The sequence below is a fragment of the Myroides fluvii genome (genome assembly GCF_009792295.1).
GTDB classification, from domain to species: domain Bacteria; phylum Bacteroidota; class Bacteroidia; order Flavobacteriales; family Flavobacteriaceae; genus Flavobacterium; species Flavobacterium fluvii_A.
Genome location: NZ_CP039934.1, coordinates 2,969,676 through 2,982,079, shown reverse-complemented (window position 1 = coordinate 2,982,079; position 12,404 = coordinate 2,969,676). Strand labels below are relative to the sequence as shown.

At 38.0% G+C, this 12,404-nt stretch carries 11 protein-coding genes; 5 read left to right on the top strand and 6 right to left on the bottom strand.

Going from position 1 to position 12,404, the window contains the following annotated elements:
• Positions 1-121: 121 nt before the first annotated feature.
• Positions 122-1,018, bottom strand: a complete 897-nt coding sequence (lgt, locus tag FBR08_RS13310; protein ID WP_158963175.1) for a prolipoprotein diacylglyceryl transferase — start codon at positions 1,016-1,018, stop codon at positions 122-124.
• Between the two features lie 151 nt (positions 1,019-1,169).
• Between lgt and FBR08_RS16770 the strand changes: the two genes are divergently transcribed.
• Positions 1,170-1,892, top strand: a complete 723-nt coding sequence (locus tag FBR08_RS16770; protein WP_199268600.1) for a hypothetical protein — start codon at positions 1,170-1,172, stop codon at positions 1,890-1,892.
• Here FBR08_RS16770 and FBR08_RS13300 read toward each other — a convergent pair.
• From FBR08_RS13300 to FBR08_RS13285, 4 genes are all read right to left on the bottom strand, one after another.
• A complete protein-coding gene (locus tag FBR08_RS13300; protein ID WP_158963174.1) occupies positions 1,889-2,953 on the bottom strand; it encodes a hypothetical protein in 1,065 nt (354 codons plus the stop codon). The two genes, FBR08_RS16770 and FBR08_RS13300, sit on opposite strands and share 4 nt — an antisense overlap.
• Positions 2,954-3,079: 126 nt before the next feature.
• Positions 3,080-3,364, bottom strand: a complete 285-nt coding sequence (locus FBR08_RS13295) for a GNAT family N-acetyltransferase (protein ID WP_158963173.1) — start codon at positions 3,362-3,364, stop codon at positions 3,080-3,082.
• Between the two features lie 7 nt (positions 3,365-3,371).
• Positions 3,372-3,773, bottom strand: coding sequence for an OsmC family protein (locus tag FBR08_RS13290; RefSeq protein WP_158963172.1), 402 nt, complete (start codon positions 3,771-3,773; stop codon positions 3,372-3,374).
• Positions 3,774-3,782: 9 nt separating this feature from the next.
• On the bottom strand, positions 3,783-4,700 hold the full coding sequence (locus tag FBR08_RS13285; protein WP_158963171.1) for a pirin family protein: 918 nt from the start codon (positions 4,698-4,700) through the stop codon (positions 3,783-3,785).
• A gap of 499 nt (positions 4,701-5,199) precedes the next feature.
• Between FBR08_RS13285 and recG the strand changes: the two genes are divergently transcribed.
• Entirely contained in the window at positions 5,200-7,302 is a 2,103-nt protein-coding gene (gene recG, locus FBR08_RS13280; protein ID WP_158963170.1) for an ATP-dependent DNA helicase RecG, read from the top strand.
• A gap of 160 nt (positions 7,303-7,462) precedes the next feature.
• Here recG and FBR08_RS13275 read toward each other — a convergent pair whose 3' ends face one another.
• Complete coding sequence (locus FBR08_RS13275; protein ID WP_158963169.1) at positions 7,463-9,547, bottom strand: LTA synthase family protein; 2,085 nt, start codon at positions 9,545-9,547, stop codon at positions 7,463-7,465.
• 198 nt (positions 9,548-9,745) lie between these two features.
• Here FBR08_RS13275 and FBR08_RS13270 point away from each other — a divergent pair, with 198 nt between their 5' ends.
• From FBR08_RS13270 to FBR08_RS13260, 3 genes are all read left to right on the top strand, one after another.
• Positions 9,746-10,420 (top strand): response regulator transcription factor, encoded by a 675-nt coding sequence (locus FBR08_RS13270; protein WP_158963168.1) that lies wholly within the window; start codon positions 9,746-9,748, stop codon positions 10,418-10,420.
• Positions 10,417-11,703, top strand: coding sequence for a sensor histidine kinase (locus FBR08_RS13265; RefSeq protein ID WP_158963167.1), 1,287 nt, complete (start codon positions 10,417-10,419; stop codon positions 11,701-11,703). The genes FBR08_RS13270 and FBR08_RS13265 overlap by 4 nt, the downstream gene beginning before the upstream one ends.
• A gap of 101 nt (positions 11,704-11,804) precedes the next feature.
• Positions 11,805-12,284, top strand: coding sequence for an ecotin (locus tag FBR08_RS13260; RefSeq protein ID WP_158963166.1), 480 nt, complete (start codon positions 11,805-11,807; stop codon positions 12,282-12,284).
• The last annotated feature ends 120 nt before the right edge of the window (positions 12,285-12,404 follow it).

Genomic DNA, 12,404 nt, shown 5'->3' with positions numbered 1-12,404 from the left:
ATGCTTAACCTACATTAAGTTCAACAAAACAAAAAAAACCTTCTAACAAAGGAGCTAGAAGGTTTGATTAATATATATTTTACTCGGCAGTATCTTGCGTTTTTTCGCTTGCTCTGTCGGTTTATTTATCGTCTAAGGGTGCATCTTCTCCCTGGTCAGTCATATTCCCCTCTTTGGGATTGATGATACTTAAATTTGTATCCTCTTTAGGTCTTTTCAAGCTCCAGATAACCAAGAGCAATCCAACAATCATAAAGGGAATACTCAGAATTTGTCCCATATTCAAGACCATCTCGTTTTCAAAAGCAACTTGATTTTCTTTGAAATACTCCAAGATAAATCGAGCTGTAAACATAAAAATCAAGAAAAGTCCAAAAAGAAGCCCTTTATAACGGCTGTATTTCTTTTGATACAACACATACAAGATAACGGTTACAGCTAAATAAGCAAAAGCTTCATAGAGTTGAGTAGGATGTCTCGGAATCAAATCATCGCGTTGGAAGACAATTCCAAAGATAGAATCTGTGGGTTTTCCGTAAATTTCGGAATTCATAAAATTCCCAAACCGAATAAACGCGCCTGTTATGGGAATAGCGATAACTAATCGGTCTAGTAATTGCAGTAAATTGGTTTTATATCGCTTACAGAATAAAGCTAAGCTCAACAAAACACCAATGGCTCCACCATGACTCGCCAAGCCCATAAAGCCAACAAAATGATAGCTCCCCTCTACTTTGGCAATAGGTAAAATTATTTCTAAAGGATGTTGAGAATAATAGGCAAAATCATAAAATAAACAATGCCCTAAGCGAGCACCTACCACCGTTCCTATAACGATATAAATCAGGAGTTTATCCAAGTACTGAATCGCTATTTGCTCTCGGTTAAAAATTCGCTTCATGAATTGATAACTCAAAATCATTCCTATAGCGAATAACACTCCATAATAGCGAACGGCAAAATCCCCTATTCTAAAAATCTCTGGATCTACGTTCCACGTAGCTAAACTTATACTCATACCTTATTTTGTCTTTCTTTTTTACTCGAGTTTCCAAAAGTAGCGGAATTGAGAAGAAAAACAGAAAAGTTAACATTTTTTTGTAGCCTTGATTAGTTATGAGTGATCGGTTCTATGGCATAAACCTCACAAGAAAAGTGAAGTTGCTTTTTTGTTTTTTTGCGAAGTTGTAAATTCTCTACAAAGCACAACTATCAACCGTCAACTATCAACCGTCAACTATCAACCGTCAACCGTCAACTATCAACCGTCAACTATCAACCGTCAACTATCAACCGTCAACTATCAACCGTCAACTGTCAACCGTCAACTATCAACCGTCAACTATCAACCATCAACTATCAACTATCAACTGTCAACCATCAACTGTCAACCATCAACTGTCAACCATCAACTGTCAACCATCAACTGTCAACCATCAACTGTCAACTATCAACCGTCAACTATCAACCGTCAACTATCAACCGTCAACTATCAACCGTCAACTATCAACCATCAACCATCAACCGTCAACCATCAACTATCAACTATCAACTGTCAACCATCAACTATCAACTATCAACTGTCAACCATCAACTGTCAACCATCAACTGTCAACCATCAACTGTCAACCATCAACTGTCAACCATCAACTGTCAACCATCAACTGTCAACCATCAACCGTCAACTATCAACCGTCAACTATCAACCGTCAACTATCAACCGTCAACTATCAACCGTCAACTATCAACCGTCAACTATCAACTATCAACCGTCAACTATCAACCGTCAACTATCAACTATCAACTATCAACTATCAACCGTCAACTATCAACCGTCAACTATCAACTATCAACCATCAACTGTCAACTGTCAACTGTCAACTGTCAACTAAATCCCATGTTGCAACACATACACGTTTTGATACTTTTCTTTACGTGATTTACGAGGATGGAATACGATTCCAATTTTAGTATCTGAGATTGCGCTAATTGAAGAAACAGCCAAATCATTTGTATCGAGGCTTAGCACCTCTTGAGAAAGCAGGTTTTTGTATCCACTTTTATTTTTATTGTACACGAGTTCCACCAAACTATCGTTGCGCACCACTAACCAACCATTGCCGTGTTCTGTAGTAAACTGAATAGCGCTCGTTTCTTCATTGAGATGTTGAGGGTGCCAAGTTCCAAAAAACTCATCCCCTAAGTTGTATAACTCCGCATACAAGCAATTGCCTTCTTCGTCAATTTCAACTAAGCCTATCTCTCCATTTTCTTCACACAATAGATAGGATTTCTTATCAAAAGACAAGCTTAATGCTTCGTGCACAAAAGGAAAATCAAAGTCCAATACGCGATTGCGGATCTCTTGTCCACTTTCGTTAATTTGGCGGTGTAACCAACCCGACTCAACTTCTGTAATCAGGTGTATTTCATTGTTTTGAACACATACTTTATTGCCTTTAGGCATGGGAACCGTAATTTGCTTACATCCTGCAATAACGTGTTCATTGAAGGTTAAACAAGTCATAACGTCTTGTTTACTTTCTTTCCAGATATCTACTTCATAAAAAATGGTTGACGCTTTTGTACAACCAACAAAGCGTCCTGCCAAATCTTTATCAAAGCAAAATTGTTCTGTTTTCTCGCGTTTAAAGACGGGTAAAATTAAACGAGATTCACTTTCATCTTTCTCCCCCACTACTGCCACGCAATTTTCTCCCAATGGATTCAAGAACAAGGTAGGTAGGATTCCTTCAGATTCAACAATTTCTCGTTTAGCCCCCTCTTGATCAATCAAGGTGTATACTAATTCAAAAGCTGTTGGATCTTCCACATCAGTAAACACGTAGTTGGCTACTAACAATCCCTTTTTAGCCCAACAACTCCCCATCGCTTGAATAGCGAAAGGCACTTCTAATGTTGAGAGTAAACCAAATGATGTATTTTCATTCATAAAGCAAATTATTAGCTGTTAAACGTGGATACAAAGGTAAAAAAACTTAGCAGACAAAGGAGTGCCTTGCCTCCTTTTTTGTCTACTAAGTCTTTTCTTTCAATTATTGCTATTTTATTTTGCGTTTTATGCACGCATAGGAGCCAATTCTGGATGTCGATCAAATTGCGCTTTTACAAAGGGACACAAAGGCATAATCTTCACCTTTTTCTCTTTTGCAAAAGGCACAACCCCTTTGTTTAGGAGTTTTACACCGATTCCCTGTCCTTTGAAAGCTTCGTCTACATGCGTAGAATCAACGATAATCATGGAGGTTCCCGCTACGCTATAGGTCATTTCTCCTGCTTTTACGCCATCAATCCATGCAGAAAAAGCGCCTTTACTTTCAGTTTGTTCGTGTTTTATTTCCATTTCTATTTTAGTTTTGGATGGTTGTTTCAATATTTACATTTCCCGTAATGATTCGGTGTACGGGACATTTCTCTGCAATCGCTAGCAATCGCTTGTGTTGTGCTTCATCTAAAGCACCACCTCTAAACTGTATTTCGCGTTTAAAATTGGCGATTTTATTTGCTTTATCATCCTCCATTTCTACTTGTACCACAATCTCATCTACCTCCCATTTTTTCATATTCATATACATGCGCAAGGTAGCAGCAGTACAAGTCGCCAAGGAAGAAGCCAACAGTTCAAATGGATTTAAACCTGTATCTCCCCCTCCTAAATCTGTTGGTTCATCACTGATGATGCTGTGTTTTCCTGCTTTTACTTCCGTTTGATATAAGGTATTGCCCAATGTGGCAGTTACTTTTACTTCCATACTTTTTATTTAGCTTGTTTTATTTCTAAAATTTTTCATTCCCTCTGGAAAAGGCACATAAGATGTATCATCCCCCTCAATTAGAGGAAAAGCCTCGTAATTTTGATCAATCCAATCTTGTTTAGCCTTCTCTAAGCGCTCCACATCATGGGAAACGAAATTCCAAAGAATGTAGCGCTCTTCTGGCAAGGGATCCCCTCCAAAAATATACACTGTTGTATTGGGAGCCATTTCAAATTCACACAAAGTACTGTCATTCGAAATAAGGATGTTTTTATTTCCATACGTATGTTCGCCACTTTTCACCTCTCCTTCGAGGATATACAGAGCCGCTTCTCCAAATAGTCCTGCACCAATATTTATTTTTGCTGCATCTTTGGACTTTATTTCAATATAATACAAAGGGCTGTGAACAGGAACCGGTGATTCATGTCCCAGTGCTTTTCCCGCAATTAATTTATACTCCACCCCGTCTGCTGTCCAACTAGGCAATGCACTAGCTTCAATATGCACAAATGACGGCTCAACTTCTTCAAGCTCTTTGGGTAGTGCGATCCAAATTTGCAAACCGTGTAAAACCGTATCGGGTTTTTCTTGTCTGATATTTATTGGCATGCGTTCAGAGTGAACAACCCCGCGTCCTGCCGTCATCCAATTGACTGCACCAGGTGTAATTTCAACATGACTTCCCAAGTTATCTCTATGCATGATTGACCCTTCAAATAAATAGGTTAACGTAGATAAACCGATATGAGGATGAGGGTCCACATCTAAATTATCGTGTTCTTTGACGGCTGCTGGCCCCATGTGATCAATAAAAGCAAAAGGACCTACTGTTCGCTTTTGACGAAAAGGCAATAATCTTCCAACTAGGAAATTACCAATACTCGCCGCTCTTTCTTCAATAACTAAATCTACATTTGACATACTAAACTTGGTTTTAAATATTCATTTTTCTCTTGAGGTAAAGATACTCCTCTTTTTTACCGCTGTACTTAACCTACGTTAAGTCTTCTTCTAAAATACAACATTTTAACCGTAATTCGCCCATTTATGCTGTTAACTTCATAGAAATGAAGCCCCTTAATGCATTGTCGGTTTCTTTTTCGTCAATCGAATGGGTCGGGTTAACTCCCAATTCACTGCCTGACTGTTGCTAAGTTTACTTGGGCTACTTAAGCGATACAAGGACGACTGATAACTTAGTCCAACTGACAATGTGCTGGAAACGCTAATTTCTAAAGGCCAATCACATAGAGCGTCTTTGTCAAATAGCGTGGCACAAGACGTTAAAAGAAGCAAAAAAAATCTGAATCAAAACAAAAAAAAACAACTTGATTTTTGCGAAGGTTTCTCTCAAAAACTACGTGAAGTATTCGATCAAAAACCCGTATCTTAGGGCTTTTAATTTGATTTGATTTTAAGCATGTACAACAACCTACTTGATACCCCTATTGAATATTTAAAAGGCGTTGGACCTCAACGTGGTGACTTACTCAAAAAGGAATTAGGTATTTTTAAGTACAGTGATTTGTTGCATCTATATCCAAATCGCTACATTGATCGCACGCGTTATTACAAAATAAACGAGCTTGCTACGACCCTTGCCGAGGTTCAATTGGTGGGTAAGATTATTCACTTAAAAACAGTAGAACAAAAACGCGGCAAGCGATTAGTCGCCACCTTCACTGATGGTACAGGTCAATTGGAAATTGTATGGTTTCAAGGATTCAAATGGATTATGGAGAACATAAAGCTCAATACACCTTATGTTATTTTTGGCAAGCTAAACCACTTTAACTACATCTATTCCATGCCACATCCAGAGATGGAAACGGTGGAAGAACACAAAAACAATATCGCTTCAACCATGCAAGCGGTCTATCCCTCTACGGAGAAACTTGGGGCTCGAATATCCAATAAAGCGATGAACAAATTAATGCACCAATTGGTACAGGAAACGCATCCTTTGTTTAACGATTCATTACCGGAAGATTTTCGCACTAAATTGGGGCTAATGCCCATGAATCAGGCGATGATTAACATTCATTTTCCCAAGAATCCCGAAGAGCTAAACAAAGCGCAGTTTCGATTAAAATTTGAGGAGTTGTTTTACATTCAAATGCAACTTTTAATTAAAAACATTGCACGCAAAGGCAAAATTCAAGGTTTTCCCTTTACACAAGTCGGTGATTATTTCAATGCCTTTTACAAGCATCACCTTCCCTTTCCGTTGACCAATGCGCAAAAAAGGGTAATTAAAGAAATTCGCAAGGATGTGGGAGCGCCGGCACAGATGAATCGCCTCTTACAGGGTGATGTAGGGTCGGGAAAAACCATTGTTGCCTTTATCAGCACGCTATTTGCATTGGACAATGGTTTTCAGGCGTGTATTGTCGCTCCAACGGAAATTTTAGCTACGCAGCACTTTATTGGTATCTCCGAATTGGCCGCACCTCTTGGCATTCAGGTTAAATTGCTTACTGGCTCTACAAAAACCGCAGAACGCAGAGTACTCCATCAAGAATTGGAAGAAGGTAGTTTACAGATTCTCATCGGTACACATGCGCTATTTGAAGACAAAGTAGTCTTTAAAAACTTAGGGTTAGCTATTATCGATGAGCAACATCGTTTTGGTGTTGAACAACGCGCAAAGCTTTGGAAGAAAAATACAATTCCGCCGCACATTTTAGTGATGACCGCTACCCCTATTCCGCGAACCTTAGCCATGAGCCTCTACGGTGATTTGGATATTTCTGTGATTGATGAATTACCTCCAGGTCGTAAACCCATTGAAACTATGCATTATTTTGAAGGGAAGCGCTTAGCTGTTTGGCATTTTATCAAACAGGAAATAGCTAAAGGGCGACAGGTATATATTGTTTATCCACTCATTGAGGAAAGTGAAACACTGGATTACAAAAACTTAATGGAAGGTTATGAGGGCATCTCAAGGGATTTCCCCCTTCCTCAATATAGCGTAAGTATTGTACATGGTCAAATGACACCAGCTGAAAAAGACAAAGAGATGGATCGTTTTGCCAAGGGAGAAACGAATATCATGGTAGCCACCACCGTTATTGAAGTGGGGGTAAATGTACCCAATGCCTCTGTGATGATTATTGAGAGCGCTGAGCGCTTCGGACTGTCTCAATTACACCAATTAAGAGGCCGGGTAGGCCGAGGAGCAGAACAGAGTTTTTGCATCCTGATGACTGGGGACAAATTGAGTAATGACAGTAAAATTCGCATGGAAACCATGTGTCGAACCAACGATGGATTTGAAATTTCAGAAGTTGACTTAAAACTGCGCGGTCCTGGAAACATTATGGGAACTCAACAAAGCGGGACACTCCCACTCAAAATTGCCGATATCGTACAAGATCAGGAAATTTTACACTATGCCAGACATCAAGCGATTCAATTACTCAAAGAGGATCCTACACTAGAACAACCTCATCACGGTAAAATTAAAGACAAGCTAAATCGCCTGAATCAAAGCACAAGTATCTGGAATTATATTAGTTAATGGAAAGAAGAGAGAAGAAAGAAGTAAATTTTTCAATATTTATAAATATTTCTTCTTCTGCTGCTTTTTTGTTTTTTTGCTTTTTTGCTTTTTTGTAAATTTTCGTTTAAAAACGGTCAACCATATTTAGGGACGTTCACCTCTCTCCTCTCTCCTCTCTCTACTTATCATAACTAGCTACCTGATAATTCGCAACTGCTCTTTTTACCAAAGCCTCATCCAATTTCGTTTGTTTTTCCATGTGATATTCTACTCCTTCTTTTGGGACAGTTACTTTAAACTGCTCCACTTTTCGGTTGGGTGATAACACCGTTAAAATATCGTTTTCTAAATAACCGAGATTTTGATACGTAGCCAAGAAAGCGCGTTCTTGGTATTGTTTTTTATAAATATCTTGTCCAAAAAAACGAGATTCGTAAGAGAAGTGTAACAAGCCCAATAAAGTTGGCATCACATCAATCTGAGAGACTAAGCGTTTTTCTTCTTTTGGTAGAATAAAGCCCGGAGCGTAAATCATAGCAGGAATGCGATAGCGCTCCAAAGGCAAACTTGCTTTTCCTGCACTTGAGGCACAGTGATCGGCAAGGATGACAAAAACGGTGTCTTTGAACCAAGATTTCTCTTTCGCCTGTTCGATGAACGCACCAATAGCATAATCCGTATATTTCACCCCTCCCTCTCTCGATTGAGCATCACCGGCAATATTAATTTTGCCCTCCGGATACGTATAAGGTCTGTGGTTACTTACGGTCATGATATGACTGAAAAAGGGTTTTCCTTTTGCACTATTGTCATCAAAGATATTCAAGGCCTTTGCGAACATATCTTCATCACATACGCCCCAAATATTGCTAAATGTAATTTCACTCGACTCCAAGCTACTCTTATCTATAATTTCATAGTGATTTCCGCCAAAAAACGTCTTCATATTGTCAAAGTAACTATCCCCTCCGTATAGATATTGCACTTGATACCCCTGGTTTTTCAATACTTTTCCTATGGAGAATAAATCTGCATTATTTTCTTGTTTCACTAAACTCTCTCCCGCACTAGGTGGTCGAGATAAGGTAACCGCTTCTAATCCTCGAACGGTGCGATTTCCCACTGCAAATAAGTTGTCGAAAACCAAACTTTCTTTGGCCAATTGATCCAAATAAGGGGTGATTTGATTTGTATTTCCATAGCGCTCCATAAAGGAGGCGCTTAAACTCTCCACGGTAATTAACACAATATTCTTTTTACGCGCTGGTAGCGTATCTACAATTGTTTGTATATTTTTCATTCCCGTGCTGCTATACATCGTATTAACAATAGCTTGGGCTTGTTTTTCATCGAGTTTTTCATAAAAGTGATTGTAATCTAAACGACTGCTCTTAAATGCTTGATAAAACTTATATCCTCCATTGGCTTGCAATTCGTTATAATACACATTATCTGTAGCCTGAAACTTTGTGGTATAATTTAAAACTCCAATACAAACAGCCACAGCAATCCCGTACCCCAGGACCACGCTAATCTTTTGTTTGGACTCCATCGGTTGCTCAAAGGCGGTACGAGTGCCTCTTACCACCCAATACGTCAATACACCTGCCACTGCCACTACACCGGTGAGAATCGTTTTAATCGGATATGATTCTGCGATATTTCCAACAACCTCATTGGTATAGATTAAATAATCAACGGCAATAAAATTATAACGCACACCAAATTCATCCCAAAACAAATACTCTCCAAGTGCTACAAATTGCACTAAAACAACAGCATAAAGAAAGATAATCCCTACGTAAACTACATAACTCCAGGTGCTTCGAAGGTGCGGAATAAAAAGACGCAAGCCAAAACTTACCGTTTTATACAAGAAAAAACCTTGAGCAATAGTCGGTACTACATTGCCATACTCATGAAATATAGTATGGAAGAATAACACATAAAGAAGTAGCACGACATAAAATCCAAAAATAAGATAGCCCCAAGGTTTTTTATATTTGATTTGGGAAACCCCTAGTACTTGCAGTCCAAGAAACAAACAGGCGATTAACGTCAAACTACTATCGTTAATCATACCGAGTACACTCAATTTAAAGAGATAAAGTAAATTCAGATCCTCGCGCACCTGAAAAGCCAAAACCATACGGAGTAAAAAACCAATACTGACTGCAAGGACAATCATGCGTTTAATGGTGCGTCCAATTAAGTCAAAGCAAGAAATTGTGGGTACATTTTTCATATAATTTGCGCTCGTCATACTACTTTTAATTTTAAATTTAGTTGTACATTTAATTCATTCTATTGATTAGAATGTATACGCAAAAGGAAGAACTCATTTTGTAGAAAATTTGAATTTTACGAAAATTTTACTTTTTTTAATCGAATAATAACGATTAACCTGAAATTCAAAATTTCTATAAATTTGCCTCCTACCTTTGTTTCAAATTCATTTCTTATGAAACTATTACTTGTTGAAGATGAGCGTGAACTATCCCACAACATCGTTCAATTTTTAGAGGCCAATTACATCTGTGAGCAGGCTTTTACGTTCCATGAAGCCATGGAAAAATTGAAATTATACACTTACGATTGTATATTATTGGATTTGGGATTGCCTGGAGGGGATGGTCTTTTACTTTTAGAAGAAATAAAAAAATTGAACATCGACAGTTCGATTTTGATTATCTCTGCCCGCAATGCGTTAGAAGATAAAATTCAAGGGCTCGAATTGGGCGCAGACGATTATTTGGCTAAACCCTTTGCGCTACCTGAATTGAGCATTCGCATTCACGCCCAATTGCGACGTCGACTGGCGACTGCCACAAACGAATTAACTTCAGGTAATGTAACCATTAACTTATTGAGCAAACAAGTAACCGTAAATAATATTCCCGCTTTGTTGACCAAGTCGGAATATGCGTTACTTTTATTCCTTATTGGCAATAAAAAACGAGTCGTTTCAAAAAATGCAATTGCCGAGCATCTTTCAGGGGATATGGCAGATATGCTAGACAATCAAAACTTTGTTTATGCACACATCAAAAATGTAAAAGCAAAATTACAAGATCATCAGTGTGATTGCACAATAAAAACAATTTACGGAATTGGTTATCAATGGATTGAAGAATGAAGAGTTTATTAAATACCTATCAGCGCTATTTTATCCTGTACACGGGACTCTTATTATTTGGCTGCGCTCCTTTATTTTATTGGGTGATGGAATTTTGCTATGCGGAAGATTTAGATGAATTAATTGAATATCGCACCCATGATTTCACACAAAATCACCTGCCTAAATTCTCTATTCAGGAAATAGATCTTTGGAATAGATACAATTACGACTTGATGATTGTACCCCCTGACACTTCTATTGTTGTACATAAACCTCAACTGGTTTCTTTTTTCAACCCTGCAGAAGGTTATGAAGTGGGATACCGAACCTTGTATACCTCAATTGTCATTGAAGGACAGCCCTACCTCCTCCTCTCGAGAATTGCGATGGTTGAACCCAAAGATCTCCTCCATACGTTGATTTACGAATATGGGTTGGTCGTTTTGATTTTCTTTTTATCGATTGTCTTAATCCAAAAATTATTGGCCAAAAAACTGTGGTCTCCTTTTTACAACACCCTTAATCAAATTGAGAACTACAACTTAGAAAAGGGCAACGTCCCTCTTTTTGAACCAACTCAAACACTAGAGTTCAACCGGTTAAACTCCAATCTTCAGCATCTAATTGAAAACAACCTAACTGTTTACAAGCAACAACGAATATTTATAGATAATGCGTCTCATGAGTTGCAAACCCCCTTGGCTGTTTTTCGCTCTCAACTGGATTTACTATTACAAGAGACAGACCTTACACAAAAGCAAATGCACCTGGTACAATCGCTGTATAATGTCTCCTCTCGCTTTAATCGACTGAACAAAAATCTATTGCTATTAGCCAAAATTGAGAATAATCAATTTCAGCAATTTCAATGCATCAACCTCGCGGAGCTACTATCTACGCAATGGGGTTTTTTCGAGGAACTTGCGGCTGAAAAAGAAATTCATCTGACGCAAACGCTCGATGCAACAGTCAATGTCAAAGGAATTTACACCCTCATAGAATCGCTATTCAGCAATTTGTTGTCCAATGCTATAAAATACAGTTCTGCAGGTGGTCACATTCACTTAAAACTAGATCACTCAGGCGTGCAAATAACTAATACTGGGGAAATTGCATTAGATCCTGAGCGCATTTTTCTGCGCTTTAACCGAGCGACAGAAGAAAAAAACGGCACGGGTTTAGGCTTGGCAATCGTGCGAGAAATTGTCAAATTACATCAATGGGAAATCGCATATTCTTTTACTTCTTATGGTCATCGTTTTTCCATTTCATTTGAGCCAACCCCTATTGTATCTCAATAAAAACATAATACTTGAAACGATAATCTTTTATTAAAAAATCAAATGATGAATGATAATTCACTACTTTTATCATATTAATTCCTAATAAAAAAAAGTTTAGTATGAAAAAAGTTATCGGATTATTCCTTGTTTTTTTAAGTTTAACTACAGCTAGTATGGCACAAAAAGTAGATGTTTCCATTTTTCCAAAGCCAGAAAAAGGATACAAACAAATGGTTATTGAAGTGCCTCATTCCGCTCAAGATAATAACAAAAAAATTGAATTTCGAGTAGGAAAAATGATGGAAGTTGATGGATGCAACAACTATGGTTTAATGGGAACTTTAGAGAAAAAAGACTTGCAAGGTTGGGGATATGACTACTATGTTTTTCAAAGTAAAGGAGATGCATTTTCAACGCAAATGGCATGTCCTGATGCACCAAAAAGACATTTATTTGTATCTGGACAACCAGAAACTACACGTTACAATGGAAGAATGCCTATTGTAATTTACGTACCCGAAGAATTTGACGTGAAGTTTAAAATCTTTACAGCAGATCAGGATGAATACCAAGCACAAGAAATTCGCATAAAAAAATAAGACTATACTCAAAATAGTCCTTTTCAAACGGAGTAAAAGACAACTTTTACTCCGTTTTTTGGTATATACCCCTTTTTTATTCAATGCTTTACCTACTTTTGCCCGTTTAGTACAAAACAA

Excerpts from the sequence above, each read along its gene's own strand:
- lgt (WP_158963175.1), bottom strand. The coding sequence starts at position 1,018 with ATGAGTATAAGTTTAGCTACGTGGAACGTAGATCCAGAGATTTTTAGA.
- FBR08_RS13300 (WP_158963174.1), bottom strand. The coding sequence starts at position 2,953 with ATGAATGAAAATACATCATTTGGTTTACTCTCAACATTAGAAGTGCCT.
- FBR08_RS13295 (WP_158963173.1), bottom strand. The coding sequence starts at position 3,364 with ATGGAAATAAAACACGAACAAACTGAAAGTAAAGGCGCTTTTTCTGCA.
- FBR08_RS13290 (WP_158963172.1), bottom strand. The coding sequence starts at position 3,773 with ATGGAAGTAAAAGTAACTGCCACATTGGGCAATACCTTATATCAAACG.
- FBR08_RS13285 (WP_158963171.1), bottom strand. The coding sequence starts at position 4,700 with ATGTCAAATGTAGATTTAGTTATTGAAGAAAGAGCGGCGAGTATTGGT.
- recG (WP_158963170.1), top strand. The coding sequence starts at position 5,200 with ATGTACAACAACCTACTTGATACCCCTATTGAATATTTAAAAGGCGTT.
- FBR08_RS13275 (WP_158963169.1), bottom strand. The coding sequence starts at position 9,547 with ATGACGAGCGCAAATTATATGAAAAATGTACCCACAATTTCTTGCTTT.
- FBR08_RS13270 (WP_158963168.1), top strand. The coding sequence starts at position 9,746 with ATGAAACTATTACTTGTTGAAGATGAGCGTGAACTATCCCACAACATC.
- FBR08_RS13265 (WP_158963167.1), top strand. The coding sequence starts at position 10,417 with ATGAAGAGTTTATTAAATACCTATCAGCGCTATTTTATCCTGTACACG.
- FBR08_RS13260 (WP_158963166.1), top strand. The coding sequence starts at position 11,805 with ATGAAAAAAGTTATCGGATTATTCCTTGTTTTTTTAAGTTTAACTACA.